Here is a 21,093-nt window from a genome sequence, read left to right as displayed (position 1 = left end):
TGTCAGATTTTTCTGCGGACGGCCGAAAGGGCCATACCGAGCTGGCGGCGCCATTGCGGCGGCTGCAGCGGCCGGTCGAACAGGACGGCGCCGAGCTTCTGCGCCCTGAAAAGCACGGGTTCGGCAAGCGTCGCCGGCAGGAAGGCCGGAAAGACCGCGGGCGCGATCGGCCCTGCCGCCCTTGCCTTTGCCAGATGTTCGCGACCGAGGCCGGCAAAGGCTTCGATGGCGGCGGAAATGCGCGGCCGGTCTTCGCCGGCAAGGAAGGTATCGCGGTTGAGACCGGTGGCGGACAGGATCTGCAGCGGAATATAGACCTGGCCGCGGCGGCGATAGAGCGGCATCAGCAGCAACAGGCCGGCGACCGCCTGGGCTACACCGGCATGACCGGCGGCGTCGGCCGATCCTGCGGCTTCCTCGGGCGAAAGCACCAGGCTTGCAAGCTGAATGAGGGCCGATGCGGTCTCGCCGGCATACCCTTCGAGCGACAGACGCGTTTCCATCGGATCGTCATAGAGATCGAAGGTGCGGGCCTCGATCATATCGATCAGCGTCTTGCGCGGCAGGCGGTGCGTTTCGATCGCCGTCAGAAGTGCTGAAGCGACGGGATTGGCCGCCGTCGAACCGTGGGCGCTGCCTTCCAGCAGGTCGCGCCAGTATTGCAGCCGCACCTCGCCGGGCAACGGCTCGTGCACGAGATCGCGAATGCGGGCAAGCTCGGCATTGAAGGCATAGAGGGCTGCAAGCGCGCCGCGCTTGTCCTCCGGCGACAGCAGGCAGGCAAGGTAGCGGTCGCGATCGCTGTCGCGCAGCATCGCCAGACAGATCTCCTGGTTCGTCGCCGTCTTCGCTTCAACCATCGTCAGACCGCAATCAGAGCCGCGGCGACGGCGCGCTGCTCGGCGAGCATGATATTGAAGGTGCGTACCGCAGCACCTGTGCTCATCGGATCGGAGGCGATGCCGCGCGCCTTCAACGCCTGCTTCAATGCCTCCGGCAAACGGCGAAGCTCGGTTCCGGTCCCGACGAGCAGAACCTCGATATCATCGGCCTCATCAAGCGCACGGCGGAAATTTTCCGGCGATAGCGGTTTCGACATGTCCATGTCCCAGCCGTGAATGCCGGAGGGCAGGCAAAGGATCGAGCCGCGATGCGACATATCGGCAAAACGGAAGCCGCCATTGCCGTAAGTATCGATCGGCGCGCGCCCTGGAAAATGCGCGGCGCGGATTTCTATGCCTTTTGCCATGTTTTCAAACCACCGTGCCGGATTTTACACCAGCATCCGTCTTGTTGCTCTCTTCCCCGTCAGGGCTTTCCGGCCGCAGCCGGAAGACGATCAGCACAGGAGCGGCGATATAGATCGAAGAGAAAGTGCCGAGAGCGACGCCGAAGAGCATCGTAAAGGTGAAGGAGCGGATGACCTCTCCTCCGAAAAGATAGAGCGCGAGCAAGGCTAGCAGCGTCGTCGCCGCCGTCAGTATGGTGCGCGACAGCGTCTGGTTGATCGACGCATCGATCAGGATCGGCAGCGGCATCTTCTTGTATCGCTTCAGATTCTCGCGCATTCGGTCATAGACCACGACCGTGTCATTCAGGGAATAACCGACAACGGTCAGCACGGCGGCGACGCTCGTCAGGTTGAATTCCATGCCGGTCAGGACGAAGAGACCCAGCATGATGATGACATCATGCAGCGTCGCGACGATGGCGCCGACCGCGAACTGCCATTCGAAGCGGATCCAGATGTAGATCAGGATCGCCGCCAGCGCTGCCAGAACGCCGAGCGTCGCCATCAACGTCAATTCGCCGGAGATGGCGGGGCCGACGACCTCGACGCGGCGAAAATCATAGTCCTCCTGGAGCTCGCCGCGCACCAGCGTCGCCGCGGACTGCTCGGCATTCTCGCCGCCGCCTTGGGAGGCGATGCGGATCCGTGCGTTCGACGGCCCGCCGGCGCGCTCGACGCTGACCTCACCGAGATTGAGATCGTTGAGGCGCGATTGGAGATCGGCGAGGTCGGCATTGCCCTGCTTCGCGGTCACCTCGATCAGCGAGCCGCCGGTGAAATCGATGCCGAGACGCAGGCCGGCGGTGGCAAAGGCGGCCATGGCGATCAGCGAAATGATCGCCGATGCCGTAAATACGTAACGGCGGATCCCCATGAACCGGATATTGGCGTGTTCGAAAAGATGGGTCAGAACACTTTTCGGCAGATGCCGGGGGTGGTGCCGCCACAGCCAGACGGCAACGATCGAGCGCGTCAGCGTGAAAGCCGTGATGACGGTCGTGAGGATGCCGACCGCCAGCGTCACCGCGAAACCGCGGATGGATTCGCTGCCGAGGAAAAAGAGGATGATTGCGGCGATGAAGATCGTCACATTCGCATCGACGATCGTTGCGAAGGCGCGCGAGAAACCGCGGCCGGCAGCCTCCGCAAAGGAATGGGCAGTTTTTTCCTCTTCACGGATACGCTCGTAGATCAGAACGTTCGAGTCGACCGCCATGCCGACGATGAGTACGATGCCGGCAATCCCGGGTAAGGTGAGCGTCGCGCCGGCTAGGCTTAGCACCGCGACGATGAGGATCAGGTTGAAGACGAGCGAGACGACGGCGATGACGCCGAGAATGCGATAGAGCGCGATCATCAATGCCGCGACCAGCACGACGGCGACGAGGCCGGCAATGAAGCCGGAGAAGATGGAGTCAGCGCCAAATCTCGGGCTGACACTGCGCTCCTCGACGCTCGTCAGCGTCGCCGGCAGAGCACCGGCGCGCAGCATGATCGCCAGGTCGCGGACGCCATCCTCGGAGAAGTTTGCCGAAATTGCCCCCTCGCCGCCGGTGATCGCCGCATCGATGGCCGGTGACGACATCACCTGGTCGTCGAAGACGATGGCAAGGTGCTTGCCGACATTCTGCCCCGTCACCTCAGCCAGCCGCCGCGTTCCTTCGGCATCGAGGCGGTAGGCAATCGAGCTATCCTGGGTCTGCGGATCGACGACCGGCTCGATACCGACCATGTTGCTGCCCGTGACGAAAGCCGTGCGATCGACGAGATAAGGAACCGGCGGATCGTCCAGCGAATAGAGCACCTGCGATGTCGCCGGCCAGCGGCCGTTCAGCGCTTCCTGCCCCGACATGCTTGCGTCGATCAGATGAAAGGAAAGCTTGGCCGGCTGGTTGAGGAGGTTTTTCAGCCGTTCCGCATCGACCGATCCCAGCACCTGCACGACGATCCGGTCGGCACCATCGGGGCGAACGAGGAAATTCGCATGGCCGAATCCAGCGATACGGCGGGCAACGATATCAAGCGACCGAGTCCGGGCGGAAGCGACGTCGGCGGTAATGCCGGCGTCGGAAATCTGCAGCGAGAGTTGCCCGTCCTCGTCCTGCCGCAGCGCGACCTCCGGTCCGGCACGTCCGCCGGGCGCCGTCAAAGGCTTCAGGAGATCGACCGCCTTTTGCGTCTCAGCCGGATCGGTGATCCGGACGGTGACGGTCTGGTCGTTGCCGGTCAGCCCGGTATAGCGGATGCCGGCGCCGCGCAGCGTGTTGCGGACATTGGCGACCGCCTCTTCCAGGCGGTCCTTGACGATATCGGAACGCTCGACCTTCAGAACAATATGCGAGCCGCCCTGCAAATCGAGACCGAGCGTTAAGCGGTCCTGCCGCAGCCAGCCCGGCAGCGAGGAACGCTGTGCCTCGCTCAGCAGATTGGGCGCAGCGAGGACGATGGCAGCAAACGCGGCCAGCCAGATCAGAAGTGTTTTCCAGCGGGAAAAATGCAACATTCTCTCGACGATCTTCCGATCCGGCGGTGCCGCCGTTTCGCTTGTTACGCTGCGTCGGCCTTGACGGGTTCACCCTTGACGCGCACATCCGAAATACCGCTGCGGACGATGCGCACACGAACACCATCGGCAATCTCGACTTCGACTTCCTTATCGTCAATAACTTTGGTGACTTTACCGACGAGACCGCCACCGGTGACGACCTGATCGCCGCGACGGATCGCCTTCAGGGTTTCCTCACGCTTCTTGGCCTGTGCGCGCTGCGGACGGATCAGCAGGAAGTACCAGACGACCATCAGCGGCACGAACAGGATGATCATTTCGAAACCGGAGCCGCCGAAACCGGTTGCGGTATCGGTGGCACTCTGGGCGAATGCCGGGGTGATGAACATGCTAAACTCCTCAGGCTTGGCGGCGGAACTCCGCCTCATTTTTCAGGTTGCCGGACTATAATTGCCGCTTCGATGAATGCAACAGAAACAGCCCGAAACAGTACCGATTCCGCTGCCTCATAACCTTTCCGCCGGCAAAACGCCATGCTACCCCGCATCGAAAGATAAAGCGGATTGCCGCAGCAAGAAATCAGGAGCTTGCGATGACCGAGGAAATCAACACCGCGCTTCTTGCCGAGCTGAAGCGGCTTGCGAATGCCGTCGAGCGCCTTGCCGGACCAGCGCCTGCCGTCAACGATTGGGATGCGGCCGACTGTTTCGTCTGGGCGCCATCGCGCCTGCATCTGCAGCCGGTGAAGAAGCCGAATCGAGTGGCGCTGAAGCTCATCCGCGGCGTCGATCATGTGCGCGACATCCTGCATGAGAATACAGTGCGCTTCGCCGAAGGTTATGCGGCGAATAATGTGCTGCTCTGGGGTGCGCGCGGCATGGGAAAATCCTCTCTGGTCAAGGCCGTGCACGAGGATGTCAGGCGCGAAAGCGGCTCTGCGCTGAAGCTGGTCGAGGTCCATCGCGAGGATATAGCGAGCCTGCCCAACCTGCTCGACCTCCTGAAGGACACGCCGTACCGCGTCATCGTCTTTTGTGACGATCTCTCCTTCGACCACGACGACACCGCCTACAAGTCGCTGAAGGCGGCACTCGACGGCGGCGTCGAAGGGCGGCCGGACAATGTGCTCTTCTACGCCACATCGAACCGGCGCCATCTGCTGCCTCGCCACATGATGGAAAACGAGCAGTCGACGGCGATCAATCCGTCTGAGGCCGTCGAGGAGAAGGTTTCGCTATCCGACCGCTTCGGTCTCTGGCTCGGCTTCCACAAATGCAGCCAGGAAGATTATCTCGGCATGATCGACGGCTATGCCGACCATTTCAAGCTCGGGCTCGAACGCGACAGGATGCACGCCGAGGCACTGGAATGGGCAACCACGCGCGGCGCCCGCTCCGGCCGTGTCGCCTGGCAGTATATCCAGGATCTGGCCGGACGCATGCGCGTCCATATCGAGCGAGGTTGAAGCGCGTCGCGCTCTTTCAGATCCGTCGTTGCCGCAAAACCGCAGCACACTTTTGCGCGACATGCCTTAAATGACAAAAGCCCGGCGGGTGGCCGGGCTTTTGCGCTTCCTGGGACGCTGTACCTATTCCAGGAAAGTCATCGGGTTGACCGGGGATGCGTCCTTGCGCACCTCGAAATGGACCTGCGGCTGCTTGACGTCGCCGCTCATGCCGGAGACGGCGACGGTCTGGCCGCGCTGGATCTTCTGGCCTCGGGCGACGCTCAGCGTATCGGCATTGCCATAGACGGTGACGGTGCCGTCGTCATGACGGACGAGAACAGTGTTGCCGAGTTCCTTCAGGCCGTTGCCGGCATAGATGACAACACCGTTTTCGGCAGCCTTGATCGGCGTTCCCTGCGGCACCGAAATGTCGATGCCGTCATTGCGGTTGCCGTTGACGTTGGCGCCGTATGAAGCAATGACCTGGCCGCGGACCGGCCAGCGATACTTGCCGATGCCGGTCGATTCCGGTGCGGCGGAGCTGACATCGGACTTCTTTTCGACATCGTCGACCGTCTGAGTGGCGACCGGCGCCTTGTAGGGTGCGGGCTCGACGGAGGCCGTCTGCTGGGCGGGCGCCGTTTGAGCTGGCTTCGGATCGACCTTCTGCGGCTGGATCGATGCTGTCTTGATATTGTCGGCGGTGCCGTTCGGGATCTTCAGCGCCTGACCGACCCTCACCGAGCTGGCCGACAGATTGTTGGCGGCCTTGAGATCGTCGATCTTGGTGCCGGTCGCCTTGGCGATCTTTGCCAGCGAATCGCCTTGCTTGACGACATAGGTGCCGGCAGGCGCTTTCGGATCCTTGCCGGCGCCCGGCGGAAGCTTGCCGGTGGCATCGGCGCTCGCCATGGTCTTGTCGCGAACGGAATTGGCGCCGGGAACGACAGCGACGTTCTGCTCAGGCGCCCTTACCGGTTCCGGCATCTTGCCGGGCTTGGAGAGGTCAGCCGCCTGCGACGCTGCCTTGGCAGCGTTGCCGCCATTGAAGGTCGGGATCAGGATCGCCTGGCCGGGCATGGCGGCGGAAGCCGTCTTCAAGTTGTTGACCCGCAGGATTTCCTTTTCTGGAACACCGAAGCGCCTGGATAGCGTGGCAACGCTTTCACCCGGACGCAGCGTCACGGAAGGGGCATTGGTCCCGGACCAGCCGGAAACCTTCGGCGTCGTGCCCGTCGTAAGGGTATCAGGCGTCAGCTTCGGCGCGGTCGGGGCCACCAATCGGTTTTTTTCGGCCTGGGGCGCTGAAGGGAAAGGCTGGGCGAGCGCGACTTCCTTTTCCCGTTGCCGGACCGGCGCAATGGCGCTCGGAGCTGCAAGCTCGGAACGCTGCACCGCAACCGGCGCGGAAGCCATACGGGCGCTCGACGTGCGGACCGGATCATAACTCGGGTTCGGCGGGTAAGGCTGGTTCAGTGCGCCATTGCCGCCGCCATAACCCGACTGACTTGCAACGGCGGAGCCGCCGAGATCGGCGCGCGGCACCGGATCAGCCTGAGCGCCGCCCCTGCGCGGAATGGAACTTGTGGTGATCTGATCCTGCCCTGAGGAGGAAAACAAGCCGCCAAACCGTGTCACATCGGAACTGCAGCCCGTTGCGGCACTTGCCAGCAGGCCCACAACCAGAAGATTACCGGCCGACTTCCCGAACTTCGGCGAAAGACTGAAACGCATTGACTCGACCCACTGAGAACGCAACCATTTGTGAGTCTATTAAAACGCGTTAGTATTACCACGCAGTTAAGATGCTGGAATCAGTGCGATATTTTTGAGAAGTTGATAACCATAGCTTACGGGTGAAAAATCGTAGAGCTTATAGCAGCGAGGCAAGGCGCGGAACGATCGGCAGATAAGGGGCTTCGAACAGTTCCTCGCGTTCGAAACGGCTGCCGGTTTTCGTCAGCCGCACCATGCGGCATTCGTTCTCGGAGATCATCAGCGGCGCGATCATCGAACCGCCGGAAACAAGCTGATCGGTATAAAAGCGCGGCATCGCATTGAATGCCGCCGTCACCAGAATGCGGTCGAAGGTGCCCTCGCCCTGCATGCCGGCACTGCCGTCGGCGTGGCGGATGATGACGTTGCGCAGACCAAGCGATTCCATGCGCCGCTGCGCAGCCGATGTCAGCGTCTTATAGCGGTCGATGGACAGAACACGCTCGGCCATGCGGCCCATGACGGCGGCCGTAAAGCCGCTGCCGGTGCCGATTTCCAAAACGCGCTGACCGGGTTTGAGCTTCAGGTGATGCAGGATGCGGACGACAAAATCGATGCCTTCAAGGAAGGAGCCGCATTCGATCGGGATCGTCCGGCTCGAATAGGCGTCATCCGAAAATTGCGGCGGCACGAAGAGCGAGCGCTGCGTCTGCTCGACCGCGGTCAGCAGATCGAGGTCGGAGATGCCTTCGGCACGCAATCTGAGGACGAGCGCCGCAAAGCCCTCTTTCTCGGCCAGTCTTGCCGTCAAACCTGTGCTCCGTATCCCAAGGCCCGCGCCACGCGGTCCGTTACGGAATAATCGGTCAGATCCAGTTTCAAAGGCGTTACCGAAATCTTGTTATGCTTCAAGGCGTGAATATCGGTGCCTTCGATGAAGGCGCCGGCGCGTTCGCCGAACTTCAGCCAGTAATAGGGAAAGCCCCGGCCATCAGAGCGGGCATCGACCTGCAGGTTGAAGGCGAGCTTGCCCTGCATGGTCACCTCGGCGCCGTCGACCTCGCCCGGACGGCAGTTCGGGAAGTTGAGATTGAGGAACGTGCCCTCCGGCAGGTCCAGAACCATCAGCTTTTCCAGAAGAGCCGGCGCATGCGTCTCGCAGACCTCCCATGGCACAATGCGCGCACCATCTTCATAGAGATAGGCTTGGCTCAGCGCGAAGGAGCGCACGCCCTGCATCGTGCCTTCGATGGCGCCGGCGATCGTGCCGGAATAGGTTACGTCGTCCGCGACGTTGGAGCCCGAATTGACGCCTGACAGCACGAGATCGGGCCTGATGTCCATCACCTGCCGGATGCCCATGATCACGCAATCGGTCGGCGTGCCGCGCAAGGCGAAATGCTTGTCGGAAATCTTGCGCAGCCGCAAAGGCTCGGACAGGCTCAGCGAATGGGCAAGGCCGCTCTGGTCGGTCTCGGGCGCCACGATCCAGACATCGTCGGACAGCGTGCGGGCGATCCGCTCCAGCGCGGCCAAGCCTTCGGCGTGAATGCCGTCGTCATTCGTAAGCAGGATGCGCATTGCCTTAGGCCGCCCGTTCGATCTTGGTCAATCCGCCCATATAAGGCAGCAAAACGTCCGGAATCGTGACGGAACCATCGTCGTTCAAATAATTTTCAAGCACGGCGATCAAGCAGCGGCCGACAGCGGTTCCGGAGCCGTTCAGCGTGTGCACGAACCTGTTGTTCTTGTCGTCCTTGCCGCGGTAGCGCGCATTCATCCGCCGGGCCTGGAAATCGCCGCAGACCGAGCAGGAGGAGATTTCGCGGAAGGCATTCTGTCCCGGCAGCCAGACTTCGAGATCGTAGGTCTTGCGCGAGCCGAAGCCCATGTCGCCGGTGCAAAGCGTCATCGTGCGGAAATGCAGGCCGAGGCGCTTCAGTACTTCTTCGGCGCAGGCGGTCATCCGTTCATGCTCGGCGATAGCATTCTCGGCGTCGGTGATCGAGACCAGCTCGCATTTCCAGAACTGATGTTGGCGCAGCATACCGCGGGTGTCGCGGCCGGCCGAGCCCGCTTCCGAGCGGAAGGACGGCGTCAAAGCGGTGAAGCGGAGCGGCAGCTTTTCCTGGTCGAGGATTTCCTCGCGCACCAGATTGGTCAGCGTCACCTCCGCCGTCGGAATGAGATAGCGGCCATCCGTCGTCTTGAAGAGATCCTCTTCGAACTTCGGCAGGCTGCCGGTGCCGAACACTGCTTCAGCGCGAACCATCAGCGGCGAGCTGACTTCGGTATAGCCGTGCTCGCGGGTGTGGAGATCGATCATGAACTGGCCAAGCGCCCGCTCGAGCCTGGCGAGCGGCCCTGTGAGAACCGTGAAGCGCGAACCGGAGAGCTTGGCGGCGCGCTCGAAATCCATATAGCCGAGCGCCTCGCCGATTTCGAAGTGCTCCTTCGGCGTGTGGTTCCAGAGCGGCTTTTCACCGACGATGCGGGTGACGACATTGTCGTGCTCATCCTTGCCGACCGGAACGTCGTCGAAGGGAATGTTCGGGATGCGCGACAGCGCGTCGTTAAGTTCGGCCGTCAGTTGACGGTCCTCTTCCTCGACCATCGGCAGCATAGCCTTCAATTCGGCGACTTCGACCTTCAGCTTCTCGGCGAGTTCGCCGTTCTTCTGCGACAGCGCCGCGCCGATCTCCTTGGAAGCGAGGTTGCGGCGGGACAGCAAATCCTGCGCCTTCTGCACGGCGGAGCGGCGCTTTTCATCGAGGGCAACGAGATTTTGGGCCAGAGGCTCCGCACCGCGTTTGGCGAGGGCGGCATCGAGCGCTTCGGGATTCTCACGGATCCATTTGATATCGAGCATCGTCGTTCCAGGTCGTTGCAACAGAAGTGACCCGGCCAAAGCCTGACCGGGCTTCGACCGGATGAGACGGCGTTCGTGAAAGGATTTCCGGATTGCCGCTCAGACGCTGTCCGTCTTGGCAACGTCCGCGGATTCGGTGTCCTTTTCGACCGCCTGCCGGGCACGCTGGCGCTCTACGAGTCGCGCCGCATGGATGGAAATCTCGTAGAGAAGGATCGTCGGTATCGCAAGGCCGATCTGGGACATAGGATCGGGCGGCGTCAGTACGGCGGCGACGATGAAGGCGAGGACGATGGCGAACTTGCGCTTTTCGGCGAGCCACTGCGACGTCAGCAGGCCGACGCGGGCAAGCAGCGTGGTGATGACCGGCAGCTGGAAGACGAGGCCGAAGGAGAAGACCAGCGTCATGATCAGGCTCAGATATTCCGAGACCTTGGGCATAAGCGAAATTGCCACTTCGTCTTGCCCCGGCGCCTGCTGCATCGACAGGAAGAACCACATGACCATTGGCGTGAAGAAGAAATAGACGAGTGCCGCGCCCATCAGGAACAGCACCGGCGAAGCGATCAGGAACGGCAGGAAGGCCTGGCGCTCATTCTTGTAGAGGCCCGGCGCGACGAACTTGTAGACCTGTGCTGCAATGATCGGAAACGCAACCACGAGGCCGCCGAACATCGCCACCTTCACCTGCGTGAAGAAGAATTCCTGCGGCGCGGTGTAGATCAGCTGCGCCTTCTCAACGTCGAGATGCGCCCATATTACGGCCGTCTTGTAGGGAATGACCAGGTAGTTAAAGAGATGCTTGGCAAAAAAGAAGCATGCGATGAAGGCGACGAAAAATGCGCCGATCGACCAGATCAGCCGCGTGCGCAGCTCCATCAAGTGCTCGATCAACGGCTGCGGCTTGTCTTCGATATCACCGCTCATGCCTCGTCCTTTTTCTTCATCTGCGCCGGCGTCTTCGGCGCTGCGGGCTTCCTGGCAGCAGTCGTGCGCTTAGGCTTTTCCGCAGGCACGTTTTCCACGGGCGCGGCGATGGCAAAGGCCGCCTTATCCGCAGCCTTGGCCCGCGGCTTGCGCACCGCTTTCGGCTTGGCGGCTACCGCATCGGCCGTGGCGACCGCGGCAGCAACGGGCTCCGGCGTCGGCGCAGGTGGCGGCACCAACGGCGGCGTTTCCGGCAGGCCCATCGACGGCGTCGGCGCGGAAACGGCAGCCGGCGGCACCTCGGTCTTGTTTTCCGGGACTGCGGTCGCCTTCTGCAAGTCGGCCTTGATCTCGTTGCCCATCTGGCGAAGCGGGTTCATCGCCTCGCGCAGGCTGTTGACCGGGTTGAGCTTCTGGGCGTCACTGAGCGTCTGGCGGACATCGTCAAGCTCGGCCTCGCGCAACGCTTCGTCGAACTGCGCACGGAATTCACCCGCCACCTTGCGGGCGCGCTGCGTCATCTTGCCGAAAGCGCGCAGCATCGGCGGCAAATCCTTGGGACCGACGACCACGATCAGGACGACCGCGATGACCAAAAGCTCGGTCCAGCCAATATCGAACATGCAAGGCTCCTGGACGGGAAGCGCGGGGGCTGCGCTTTTTCCCGCACTTGGTTACTTCGTTTCGTCGGCCTTGTGATCGACGGTCTTGGCCGTGTCGGGCGCATCTTCGTCCGTCATGCCCTTCTTGAAGCTTTTGATGCCCTTGGCGACATCGCCCATCAGTTCCGGGATCTTGCCGCGGCCAAACAACAACAGCACGATGACCAGAACGATCAACCAGTGCCACATGCTAAAAGAACCCATCATTTGCACTTACTCCCTTTATTCGATGTTCCCATGATGTAAGAATTTCCGACAGCGTTTCCAACATCAAGCCCTTTGAACTGCGCTTAATGTCACGGTATCGCCCTTTGTGACAAGCCACCGAACCGCCGAAAAATGGTGAGCACCATTGTTTTCGTCATGCATGGCAAAAGCAAGACGAAGTCCTTCAATCTTCGGAGGTAGAACGCGGGGCGAGCAACCCAAGTTCTTCGAGATCCATCTGGGTAATGGGATCTTCGTCCTCGCTTAGCTCGTCGTTCATCAATGGCGAGGGAATGTTGAAATTCGCAGGAATGCGCCCCGAGAGCAGGCCAGCGCCCTTCAATTCTTCGAGACCGGGCAGATCGCGCAGCTCCTCGAGACCGAAATGGTCGAGAAAATCGCGGGTGGTGCCTAATGTCACCGGCCGGCCCGGCGTGCGACGGCGACCGCGAAACCGTACCCAGCCCGCCTCCATCAGCACGTCGAGCGTGCCGCGCGAGGTCTGCACGCCGCGGATATCCTCGATCTCGGCGCGCGTCACCGGCTGGTGATAGGCAATGATCGCCAGCACTTCCAATGCGGCGCGCGAGAGCTTCTTGACCTCGTTGTCATCGCGGCGAATGACGAAGGAGAGATCGGCGGCGGTGCGGAAGGCCCAGGCACCCTCGATCTGCAGGAGGTTGACGCCGCGCGGTGCATAGTGTGCCTTCAAGCGCAGCATGATGGCGCGAACATCGGTCTTCTCGGGCAGGCGCTCTGCGAGGAAGCCTTCGGACACCGGTTGCGAGGAGGCAAAAACCAACGCCTCGGCGATGCGTTCTGCCTCGATCTCGGCCTGCAGGTCGCGGCTCCTGCCTTCGAAATCGTCCTCGAAATCCTCGTCGCTCTTCGGATCGATCAAGCCGGCTGCTCCTGTTCCACCACCTGCAGCGTGGCGTGTTTTGGTCCGCGGCGCATGTATATCGGTTGAAAGGCGCCGTCCTGGCGGATTTCCAGCTTGCCCTCGCGCACCAGCTCCAGCGAGGCGGCAAAAGCGCTGGCAATCGCCGTGACGCGTTCCTCGGGCGCAGCGAGATAACGCAGCAGATAATGCTCCATCGCCGTCCAGTCGCCGATCTCGCCGATCATTTGGGTCAGCAACTCACGCGCATCGGTCAGCGACCAGACGTTGCGCCTCTCGATCGTCACCTGGGTAACGGCATTGCGCTGGCGCAGCGCCGCATAGGCGGTCAAAAGATCATAGAGGCTTGCCGCGTAGGCGGATTGCTGCCGGTCGGGAATATGCTCGGGCGCGCCGCGCACGAAGATGTCGCGGCCGAGGCGGTTGCGGTTGACGAGGCCTTCGGCGGCCTGGCGCATGGCTTCGAGGCGCTTCAGCCGGAAGGCGAGCGTTGCCGCCATCTCTTCGCCCGACGGACCGTCATCCTTGATCTGCTGGGGTATCAGCAGCCGCGACTTGAGATAGGCAAGCCAGGCTGCCATGACGAGATAATCGGCGGCAAGCTCGATGCGGATACGCCGGGCGCTTTCGACGAACTGCAGATATTGCTCGGCCAGTGCCAGCACCGAAATGCGCGACAGATCGACCTTCTGGTTGCGGGCGAGATAGAGCAACAGATCGAGCGGCCCTTCGAAGCCGGCGACATCGATCACCAGCGCCGGCTCGTGGCTGGCGCGCTCGGCGCCGTTCTCCTGCCACAACTTGTCCATCGGCGTTGCCGCCTGCGGACGCTCCGTGCCCTTGACCGTGATCACCACCCTGCTCCTCAGCGATCACACGATCGCAAACATCGCCTCGAATTCCGCCCGCAATTCCGCCTCATCGGCGGCATCCGGCGCTGCAAAACCTGCTTCCACCGCTTTTGCACGGGCAAGCGATTGACCGGCGAGCGGCGGAACATTTGCCACGACATCCAGCATCTCGTCCATATGGCCATTGCAATGCAGCACGATATCGCATCCGCCTGCAATAATATTCGCCGCACGTTCGCCGATCGTGCCGGAAAGTGCATTCATCGAGCTGTCGTCGGAGAGAAGCAGACCGGTAAAGCCGATTTGCTCGCGGATGACGCCGTCGATCACCTTTCGCGAGGTCGTCGCCGGATTGTCGGGGTCGATGGCGGTGAAGACGACGTGGCAGGTCATCGCCATCAGCTCGTCCTTCATGGCGATAAAGGGCGGGAAATCATGAGCCTCCAGCTCATCGCGCGAGACGGTGACGACAGGCAGTTCCAGGTGTGAATCCGCAAAGCCGCGGCCGTGCCCGGGCATATGCTTCATCACCGGCAAGAGGCCGCCGGCCTTCAACCCTTCAGCAGCCGCCCGGCCCATGACGATGACGGTCTGGGGGTCGTCGCCATAGGCGCGGTCGCCGATGACGCTGCTGCTGCCCTCGACCGGCACGTCGAGCACCGGCAGGCAATCGACATCAATGCCGAGGCTCGAAAGGTCGAAGGCGTGCAGCCGCGACATCGCCCAGGCAGCGCGCAGCCCAAGCGCCGGGTCTCGGCGATAGAGATCTCCGAGCGCCTGGCCGGAGGGATAACGTGCGAAAACCGGCGGACGAATGCGCTGAACGCGGCCACCCTCCTGGTCGATCAGCACCGGCGCATGCCAGCCGACGCTGTCGCGCAGTTCGGCGACCAGATCGGCAATCTGCCCTGCTTCGGAGATATTGCGCCCGAAGAGGATGAAGCCCCAGGGCCGTTCGCCCCGGTAGAAGGCTTTCTCTTCGGATGTGAGGGCAAGGCCGCTGCAGCCAAGGATCATCGCTTTTGATTCGGTCATATCGGAATCATAGACGGCGCCCGGCCAAATGCGAGCAAGCTCGGGCGCCATGCACAAAAAAGAGCGGCGGGCCGATCCGGCCCGCCGCTCCTGTTATTTCGTTGAAAACCGATGCTACTTGGAGATCAGGCAGCTTCCGCCCGCCGCGCGATACTGTTCGCAGAGCGCTGCGGCCTCGTCCTTGGAACCGGCCGGAATACGGACACGGTAGAAAGTGCCCTTGCCGGCGATATCGGCCCTGCGGATTTCATGAGCGCGGCCACCAAGCACACCGGCGAATTTCTTCGACAGGTTGGCATAGGACTTGGTCGCCTCGTCCTGCGATGGCAGCGAGGCGATCTGGATGCCGTAGCCGCCGGCGGAGGCGGCCTGCGACTGCGGCTGGGCGGCGGCGGGTGCTGCAGCAGCGACTTCAGTCGTCTTCGGCGGCTGCGCGGGCTTCGGCTGCTGTGCGGGAGCGCGAACGTTGCCCTTTTCGGTCACCGTGCCGACGACGTTGACGGGCTGATCGACCGGGCGCGCGATCGGAACCGGAGCGGTATCGGTGAGCGCCGTGGTCTTGACCGGGCGCACCGGCGTATCGACCGGGGCGGGATTTGCGGCCTGCGCATCGGCGTCGGCTGCAAGCGGCGGCTTAGCCGGTGCGGTTTCGGCAGGCGTTGCGGAGCGGGCATCGGCTGAAGCAACCTCAGCGCTCGCCGGGAAGCTTGCGGCCGTTCCGGCGACCGGCGGCACGGGTGAAGCCGATTGCGCCGCCGGGGCCGTCAAGGCCGGCATCGGCTGAGCGGCCTGTGCGGACTGCGTCGCCGGCACAGAGGGTGTCGCCTCGGCAGCCGGCTGGTCGACGGGTGCTGGTTCCTCGCGGGCGACCAGCGTGCCGTCAGGCTTGACGATCATCGTGCGGACCTTGCGCGGTGAAACCGATGGCGTCTTCTCGGCATCGCCGGCGGCAGCGTTGTCGGCGCTGTCCTGGTTCGGCAGCAAACGCGGATCTTCCGTCTCACCGACTGCGGTCGGCGAGACCTGATCACTGGCGTTGGCGTTATCGTCGTCCTCGGGCAACGATTCCGGTGTCAGCGTCCGCTGGACGACATCGACCGGTGCCTCATCCGAAGAAACCAGCGCCTTCTGCTTCGGTTCCTCGGCAGAACCGGCAACACGATCGTAGACGGCCTTGTCCTGGTTCGGCACGGTCTTGCCGCCGGGATTTTCCGGAACGACCTTGACCGGCTCCTTGTCGGCCGTGATCACGCGCGGCTCGCCGGATGCGACGATGCCAAGCCCCTCGCCGTTCCAGACGGAGGAATAGACACCAAAAGCGACACCGGCGAAGACCACGAGCACGACGGCTCCGGCCAGCAGCCGGCGCATCGACCGGGCACGGCTGAAATCGGCCGCCTGGCTTGCCGATTCGATGCGGACCTCAGAGGTCTCACGGCGCTCGACCGGCTCGCGCACGCTGCGGCGGAAATCTTCTTCCAGCGCCCGTTCGAAATCATCGAGGCCGTCGGCGATGGTCGGCTTGACCGGCTTTGCCGCTGCGGCAGCAGTATCGCGAACCGGGGCCGGCGTTTCCCGCGGCTTGGCCGGTTCAAAGAAGCTGGCAATCTCCGCATCGAGATCGAAATCGAAATCCTGCGTTTTCGCGACCGGCGCGGGCTGCTCGACCGGCGGCAGCGCCGGCACGTGCATATCCTCGACCGTCTCGGGACGATCCTCCGGATCGGAGATCATCGCCGGATCAAACGGCAGGTCTTCGGTCGAGTCGGCGACCGAAGACCAGTTGACGGCCGGAGTCGGAGTTGGAGCCTGGGGCTCTACGAAGGCCGGAGCAGGCCGCGCATCGGCCGATGTCGCCTGCTGGAAAGCAGGATTTTGCGGCTCAGGCGCAAGACCGGAGGCAGATCGGGGAGAGACGGCAGCGGCCGGCTGGGCGGCACGGATTGGCGGCTCCGGCTGCGGCGCGGGCTCAGCCGGAGCCAGCTCGGATTCGGAGAAATCGAGATCGGCAAGTTCCAGCTCGATACCGGCAAGATCCAGCTCGAAATCATGACCGGCGAAGGGATCGTCGGCTTCCGGCACAGGCTGCGGCGCCCGCGAATATGCCATTGCGGCGGGCTGGGGTGCAATAACCTCGGCTGGCTGCGGTACGACCGGCCTTGCGGCTTCGGCAGCATAGACCGGCGCCGGTTCGACAGGAGCAGGCTGAACGGGGGCTGCGGCGAGCGGCGCTGGCGCGATCACCTGCGGCCCGGCAAATGCGGCGACCATAGGCGCGACAGCAAGGGGAGCGGCAGCAACGGGCGCAGCCTCGATCGATGCGGCCTGCGGCGAAACGGGCGCCGTATTGGGACGTTGCGGCACCGGATAACGCGAGACGTCGGCGAGCAGATCGTCCAGATCGAAAGTGCCGACAGTGTGCGGAACTTCAGGCACGACCTCGGTCAGCGCTGCATCGGCCTGGATCTCGCCTTCGACGGCAGCGGCGATGAGATCGAAACCGGCGTCGGATCCGAAATCTTCGAGTTCCTCTTCGATTTCGACGAAGTCGTCGGCCTCGGCAATTTCGTCTGACGCGATCACCTCGTCATGGCGATCGTGCTCGGCGGGGAAGCCAAGGGACGGAGACGCGGATTCGAATTCCTCGGACGGCTCGACAGTGACGACCGGGGCCAATTGCTCGACGACCGGGGCGGACGGCTCGATCGCGAGTTGCGGCTCTGCCGCGGCAAGATCAGCAGACGGCGCTTCAGCCGCTGGCGCTACGACCGCTTCGGCCACAGGCGCTTCTGCCGCTGGCACTTCTGCCACTGGCTCTGGCGAAACAACCGTTTCCTCGCGTTTGGCGGCGTGGAAATTGGCAAGCGGCAGCCTGATGCTGGCGGCCGACCATTGCGGCGCCTTGGCGGGCTGCGGCAGCGAAGAGACCGGAGCGGAGCCGATCGACAGCTCAAGCTCCTCGATCAGATCGCGTGCGCCGCCGAAGGCCGATTGCACCGGCGCCTCGGAAGCGGGCTCGACGGAAAGCTGCTGCGGCCAGGCCGCCTCGTCGGCGGGCGCATCCCATTTGCTTGCAGCCGGCGCAGCTTCTTCCTCAGCCTCAACGGAGGCGACGGAAACCGGCTCGGCCACCTCAGCTGTCTCGGCAGCGGGAGACACATCGAGAACGGGCTCGATGTAATCTTCTGGCGTGTCGTTATCGGAGATCGGTTCGGCAGGCCGGTCGAGCTCTGCGAGCGGACGTGGCGAATCGTAACGGTCGAACTCGCGCCCGAGCTCGTCCTCGAGATCGAGGGCGGGCTCGTGCCGCGCGGACTCGGTTATCGTGTTTGCTGCAACACGCGGCTCGAAGCCGACGATACGGGCAAGTTCGGCCAACGGATCATCGTCGGCAAACAGGTCATCTTTTCCGCGCGTATCATACGCAAGTTGTTTATCAGCCATGCCTATCCCACTCGCAAACGCCAACTCTGAGATGCCAGCGCATTGTGGGGAAATGGTGACGTTATCGCATTTCGTCCGGTGCGGCAGTGCCTGTAATGGCAAGTCCCGACTTCAAAACCGACGCGACGGCGTACACCAGCCCAAGTCTGGCAATAGTTGATTCTCGGTTTTTATCATTAACAAATCGTAATTCCGGCTGATCTTTACCTTTGTTCCAGTGGGCGTGGAAAGAACTAGCGAGGTCGTAGAGGTAAAAAGCGAGCCGATGCGGCTCCTGCGACTGGGCCGCCGCTTCGACGATCCGCGGGAATTCGGCGAGCTTGGCGACGAGCTGCAATTCGGCCGGATCGCCAATGCCTGCAACGGTTTGCGCGAGTTCTTCAGGGGAAACATCGAGGTCGCCGAAAGCCTCCCTCGCCTGCCGGAACACCGACATGCAGCGGGCATGCGCATATTGCACGTAAAAGACCGGATTATCTTTCGACTGCTCCGTCACTTTGGCGAAATCGAAGTCGAGCGGCTCGGAATTCTTGCGGTAAAGCATCATGAACCGGACCGAATCACTGCCGACTTCCTCGACGACGTCCCGAAGCGTGACGAAATCGCCCGAGCGTTTCGACATCTTCACCGGCTCGCCGTTGCGATAGAGCTTGACGAGCTGGCAGAGCAGCACCGTCAGCTTCGCCTTACCATCCGAAACACCGCGTGCAACCGCTTCCAGACGCTTGACATAGCCGCCATGGTCGGCGCCGAGCACATAGATCATCTCGTCGAAACCGCGATCGAACTTGTTCTTGAAATAGGCGACGTCGGCGGCGAAATAGGTGTAGGAGCCGTCCGACTTGATCAGCGGCCTGTCCATATCGTCGCCCACTTCGGTCGAGCGGAACAGCGTCTGTTCGCGGTCTTCCCAATCCTCAGGCAGCTGGCCTTTCGGCGGCGGCAAGGTGCCCTTGTAGACATAGCCCTTGAAGGTCAGATCGTTGATCGCCGTGCGGATCGCGGCCGCGCCATTGGCATGCAGGGTGCGCTCGGAAAAGAAGATATCGTGATGGACGTTCAGCGCCGCCAAGTCTTCGCGGATCATCACCATCATCGCATCGATGGTGCGGTCCTTGACGATCGGCATCCATTGGTCTTCCGGCATGTTGTGCAGCCGCACGCCATAATCGGCGGCAAGCGACTGTCCCACAGGTACGAGATAGTCGCCCGGATAGAGACCCGAGGGAATTTCGCCGATCTTTTCGCCGAGCGCTTCGCGATAACGCAGGAAGACGGAACGGGCGAGCACGTCGATCTGCGAGCCGGCATCGTTGATGTAATATTCCTTCTCGACGCCGTAGCCGGCAAAGGCGAGCAGGTTGGCGAGCGCGTCGCCGACGACGGCGCCGCGGCAATGGCCGACATGCATCGGCCCGGTCGGATTGGCCGAGACATATTCGACATTGACCTTCCGGCCCTCGCCGAGCGTCGAGCGGCCGTAATCGGTGCCGGCGCCGATCATCGCGGCGAGCAGCCGCTGCCAGTAGCCGACGGAGAGACGGATATTGATGAAACCAGGACCGGCGACCGAAACATCGGCAACGTCGGCATCCTCCCTGAGCTTGGCGATGATGATGTCGGCCAGCGCGCGGGGATTGGTTCCAAGCGGTTTTGCCAGCACCATCGCGGCATTGGTCGCGACGTCGCCGTGGCTCGCGTCACGCGGCGGCTCGACGGCAATGCGGCCGAAATCGAGCTCGGATCGCTTTTCCCTGACCAGATCGATCTGTTCAAGGGCGGTTTTGATCCTGGCTTCGAAGTCGGTAAAAAGGTTCATCGCACTCTTCCATGCATAGGCTGTGCCAAAGGCCCAAATCGGCCCTTGGCGGGGCGACCGCTGCCTATCGCAAATCCGGAGTGTGGTCAAACAATCGCCTGTGGGCGCTGATCGCATAGGTGTCGGTCATGCCGGCCAGATAATCGCCGACATGGCGGGCCTTCGGCGCATCGGCGAGGCCGGCGATATGATCGACCCAGTAATGGCTCTGCATCTCCTTGGGATTGGCCATATAGGCGGCAAAGAGATCGGTGACGATTTGGGCGGCGCCGGCGCGGATGCGCATGATATCGGGATTGCGATAGATGCGTTTGAAGAGCATCGCCTTGATCTGGCTATCGGTTTCGGCCATGCGACCCGAGAACGTGGCGATGACCCGGTCGGCAGCGCGGACGTCGGCGGCGCTCTCCGGACGCAGCAGCGAAAGGCGCTCCTGCGCAACGGCGATCACGTCTTCGACCATGCGGGTGATCTGCCGCCGCATGATCTCATGGGTGAAGCGGCTCGGCTCCAGGTGCGGATATCGCCCCCTCACCTCGGCCATCAGCCCGGCAAGGAACGGGATTTCCTCCAGCATGTCGAAAGTCAGGTAGCCGGAACGCAGGCCGTCGTCGATATCGTGGGTGTTATAGGCGATGTCGTCAGCGATCGCCGCGACCTGGGCCTCGAGGCTGGCATAGGTAGCCAGTTCGAGATCGTGCAGTTCGCAATAATCGAGGATCGGCTGCGGAACCGGGCCGCGTGTGCCCACACCATCCGGCGTCAGCAGCGGACCATTGTGCTTGACCAGGCCTTCGAGGCTTTCCCATGTCAGGTTGATGCCGTCGAATTCGGCATACCGCCGCTCCAGCTTGGTCACGATGCGCAGCGATTGGGCATTGTGGTCGAAGCCGCCATAGGGCAACAGCACCTCGTGCAGCGCGTCCTCGCCGGTGTGACCGAACGGCGTATGGCCGAAATCGTGCACCAGCGCCACGCCCTCGGCCAGATCCTCGTCGAGCTTCAGGGCGCGGGCAAGCGCGCGGGCAATCTGCGCCACCTCGATCGTGTGCGTCAGCCGGGTGCGGTAATGATCGCCGTCCTGGGCGATGAAGACCTGGGTCTTGTGCTTCAGCCGGCGGAAGGCGGTGGTATGGACGATGCGGTCGCGGTCGCGCTGGAAATCGGAGCGCGTCGGGCTGCCTTCCTCCGGATAGAGCCTCCCGTGGCTCGTCCAGGGGTCTGCCGCATAGACCGCTCTTTCACTGCTGCCGAAACCTAAAGCACGCGTATCGATCGTCATTCTTCACCGTCATCCTGCATGTTGCCGCATCTGCCCATTGACGCCGCTTTGCGCTCTTCATACCTATAGCCCGAAGAAACGGCAAAGAGGCGCTTTCTCAACCACCTCGGCGCATCATGGCCTTTTTCCGAGGATC

Annotated in this window: 18 protein-coding genes; 1 reads left to right on the top strand and 17 read right to left on the bottom strand. The window is 62.5% G+C overall.

All coding sequences use genetic code 11. From position 1 onward, the window contains the following. Positions 1-2: 2 nt before the first annotated feature. Genes K6N12_RS07935 through yajC form a run of 4 tightly spaced genes read right to left on the bottom strand, consistent with a single transcriptional unit; the run spans position 3 to position 4,186 of the window. A complete protein-coding gene (locus tag K6N12_RS07935) occupies positions 3-860 on the bottom strand; it encodes a phytoene/squalene synthase family protein (protein WP_097625293.1) in 858 nt (285 codons plus the stop codon). Between the two features lie 2 nt (positions 861-862). Then, positions 863-1,249, bottom strand: a complete 387-nt coding sequence (locus tag K6N12_RS07930; protein ID WP_097625292.1) for an Mth938-like domain-containing protein — start codon at positions 1,247-1,249, stop codon at positions 863-865. 4 nt (positions 1,250-1,253) lie between these two features. Next, on the bottom strand, positions 1,254-3,794 hold the full coding sequence (gene secDF / locus K6N12_RS07925; protein WP_097625291.1) for a protein translocase subunit SecDF: 2,541 nt from the start codon (positions 3,792-3,794) through the stop codon (positions 1,254-1,256). 44 nt (positions 3,795-3,838) lie between these two features. Then, a complete protein-coding gene (yajC, locus tag K6N12_RS07920) occupies positions 3,839-4,186 on the bottom strand; it encodes a preprotein translocase subunit YajC (RefSeq protein ID WP_003573534.1) in 348 nt (115 codons plus the stop codon). Positions 4,187-4,389: 203 nt separating this feature from the next. Here yajC and K6N12_RS07915 point away from each other — a divergent pair, with 203 nt between their 5' ends. Beyond that, on the top strand, positions 4,390-5,262 hold the full coding sequence (locus tag K6N12_RS07915) for an ATP-binding protein (protein ID WP_097625290.1): 873 nt from the start codon (positions 4,390-4,392) through the stop codon (positions 5,260-5,262). A gap of 123 nt (positions 5,263-5,385) precedes the next feature. Here the strand turns inward: K6N12_RS07915 and K6N12_RS07910 are convergent, their stop codons facing one another. The 13 genes from K6N12_RS07910 to K6N12_RS07850 all read right to left on the bottom strand — a co-directional run bounded on the left by K6N12_RS07910 (position 5,386) and on the right by K6N12_RS07850 (position 20,957). Then, positions 5,386-6,978, bottom strand: a complete 1,593-nt coding sequence (locus tag K6N12_RS07910; RefSeq protein WP_097625289.1) for a peptidoglycan DD-metalloendopeptidase family protein — start codon at positions 6,976-6,978, stop codon at positions 5,386-5,388. Positions 6,979-7,117: 139 nt separating this feature from the next. Next, on the bottom strand, positions 7,118-7,771 hold the full coding sequence (locus K6N12_RS07905) for a protein-L-isoaspartate(D-aspartate) O-methyltransferase (RefSeq protein ID WP_003573541.1): 654 nt from the start codon (positions 7,769-7,771) through the stop codon (positions 7,118-7,120). Continuing rightward, positions 7,768-8,541, bottom strand: a complete 774-nt coding sequence (gene surE / locus K6N12_RS07900; RefSeq protein WP_097625288.1) for a 5'/3'-nucleotidase SurE — start codon at positions 8,539-8,541, stop codon at positions 7,768-7,770. The genes K6N12_RS07905 and surE overlap by 4 nt, the downstream gene beginning before the upstream one ends. A gap of 4 nt (positions 8,542-8,545) precedes the next feature. After that, positions 8,546-9,829 (bottom strand): serine--tRNA ligase, encoded by a 1,284-nt coding sequence (gene serS, locus K6N12_RS07895; RefSeq protein WP_097625287.1) that lies wholly within the window; start codon positions 9,827-9,829, stop codon positions 8,546-8,548. A 99-nt stretch (positions 9,830-9,928) separates the two neighbouring features. Continuing rightward, positions 9,929-10,756: a twin-arginine translocase subunit TatC gene (gene tatC / locus K6N12_RS07890; RefSeq protein WP_097625286.1), complete on the bottom strand. Its 828-nt coding sequence runs from the start codon at positions 10,754-10,756 to the stop codon at positions 9,929-9,931. Further along, positions 10,753-11,379: a Sec-independent protein translocase protein TatB gene (gene tatB, locus K6N12_RS07885; RefSeq protein ID WP_097625285.1), complete on the bottom strand. Its 627-nt coding sequence runs from the start codon at positions 11,377-11,379 to the stop codon at positions 10,753-10,755. Before tatB ends, tatC begins: the two co-directional genes overlap by 4 nt. 51 nt (positions 11,380-11,430) lie before the next feature. Next, the gene (locus K6N12_RS07880) at positions 11,431-11,622 is read right to left on the bottom strand and encodes a twin-arginine translocase TatA/TatE family subunit (RefSeq protein WP_003538990.1); all 192 of its coding nucleotides are present in this window, start codon (positions 11,620-11,622) and stop codon (positions 11,431-11,433) included. Between the two features lie 187 nt (positions 11,623-11,809). Continuing rightward, positions 11,810-12,526 (bottom strand): SMC-Scp complex subunit ScpB, encoded by a 717-nt coding sequence (gene scpB / locus K6N12_RS07875; RefSeq protein ID WP_097625284.1) that lies wholly within the window; start codon positions 12,524-12,526, stop codon positions 11,810-11,812. Beyond that, positions 12,523-13,380 carry a segregation and condensation protein A gene (locus K6N12_RS07870; RefSeq protein ID WP_097625461.1) on the bottom strand — a complete coding sequence of 286 codons (858 nt, stop codon included), beginning with the start codon at positions 13,378-13,380 and terminating at the stop codon, positions 12,523-12,525. Before K6N12_RS07870 ends, scpB begins: the two co-directional genes overlap by 4 nt. 18 nt (positions 13,381-13,398) lie before the next feature. Further along, on the bottom strand, positions 13,399-14,412 hold the full coding sequence (gene nagZ, locus K6N12_RS07865) for a beta-N-acetylhexosaminidase (protein WP_097625460.1): 1,014 nt from the start codon (positions 14,410-14,412) through the stop codon (positions 13,399-13,401). A gap of 114 nt (positions 14,413-14,526) precedes the next feature. Then, on the bottom strand, positions 14,527-17,856 hold the full coding sequence (locus tag K6N12_RS07860) for an SPOR domain-containing protein (RefSeq protein ID WP_097625283.1): 3,330 nt from the start codon (positions 17,854-17,856) through the stop codon (positions 14,527-14,529). Positions 17,857-17,917: 61 nt separating this feature from the next. Further along, a complete protein-coding gene (argS, locus tag K6N12_RS07855) occupies positions 17,918-19,675 on the bottom strand; it encodes an arginine--tRNA ligase (protein ID WP_097625282.1) in 1,758 nt (585 codons plus the stop codon). Between the two features lie 64 nt (positions 19,676-19,739). Then, positions 19,740-20,957 carry a deoxyguanosinetriphosphate triphosphohydrolase gene (locus tag K6N12_RS07850; RefSeq protein ID WP_097625281.1) on the bottom strand — a complete coding sequence of 406 codons (1,218 nt, stop codon included), beginning with the start codon at positions 20,955-20,957 and terminating at the stop codon, positions 19,740-19,742. Between the last annotated feature and the right edge of the window lie 136 nt (positions 20,958-21,093).

Source organism: Rhizobium redzepovicii, assembly GCF_019793435.1.
GTDB classification, from domain to species: domain Bacteria; phylum Pseudomonadota; class Alphaproteobacteria; order Rhizobiales; family Rhizobiaceae; genus Rhizobium; species Rhizobium redzepovicii.
This window is presented reverse-complemented; position numbering and strand designations above follow the sequence as displayed.

Excerpts from the sequence above, each read along its gene's own strand:
- K6N12_RS07935 (WP_097625293.1), bottom strand. The coding sequence starts at position 860 with ATGGTTGAAGCGAAGACGGCGACGAACCAGGAGATCTGTCTGGCGATG.
- tatB (WP_097625285.1), bottom strand. The coding sequence starts at position 11,379 with ATGTTCGATATTGGCTGGACCGAGCTTTTGGTCATCGCGGTCGTCCTG.
- yajC (WP_003573534.1), bottom strand. The coding sequence starts at position 4,186 with ATGTTCATCACCCCGGCATTCGCCCAGAGTGCCACCGATACCGCAACC.
- surE (WP_097625288.1), bottom strand. The coding sequence starts at position 8,541 with ATGCGCATCCTGCTTACGAATGACGACGGCATTCACGCCGAAGGCTTG.
- argS (WP_097625282.1), bottom strand. The coding sequence starts at position 19,675 with ATGAACCTTTTTACCGACTTCGAAGCCAGGATCAAAACCGCCCTTGAA.
- K6N12_RS07910 (WP_097625289.1), bottom strand. The coding sequence starts at position 6,978 with ATGCGTTTCAGTCTTTCGCCGAAGTTCGGGAAGTCGGCCGGTAATCTT.
- tatC (WP_097625286.1), bottom strand. The coding sequence starts at position 10,756 with ATGAGCGGTGATATCGAAGACAAGCCGCAGCCGTTGATCGAGCACTTG.
- K6N12_RS07930 (WP_097625292.1), bottom strand. The coding sequence starts at position 1,249 with ATGGCAAAAGGCATAGAAATCCGCGCCGCGCATTTTCCAGGGCGCGCG.
- secDF (WP_097625291.1), bottom strand. The coding sequence starts at position 3,794 with ATGTTGCATTTTTCCCGCTGGAAAACACTTCTGATCTGGCTGGCCGCG.
- K6N12_RS07850 (WP_097625281.1), bottom strand. The coding sequence starts at position 20,957 with ATGACGATCGATACGCGTGCTTTAGGTTTCGGCAGCAGTGAAAGAGCG.
- nagZ (WP_097625460.1), bottom strand. The coding sequence starts at position 14,412 with ATGACCGAATCAAAAGCGATGATCCTTGGCTGCAGCGGCCTTGCCCTC.
- serS (WP_097625287.1), bottom strand. The coding sequence starts at position 9,829 with ATGCTCGATATCAAATGGATCCGTGAGAATCCCGAAGCGCTCGATGCC.
- K6N12_RS07880 (WP_003538990.1), bottom strand. The coding sequence starts at position 11,622 with ATGGGTTCTTTTAGCATGTGGCACTGGTTGATCGTTCTGGTCATCGTG.
- K6N12_RS07860 (WP_097625283.1), bottom strand. The coding sequence starts at position 17,856 with ATGGCTGATAAACAACTTGCGTATGATACGCGCGGAAAAGATGACCTG.
- K6N12_RS07915 (WP_097625290.1), top strand. The coding sequence starts at position 4,390 with ATGACCGAGGAAATCAACACCGCGCTTCTTGCCGAGCTGAAGCGGCTT.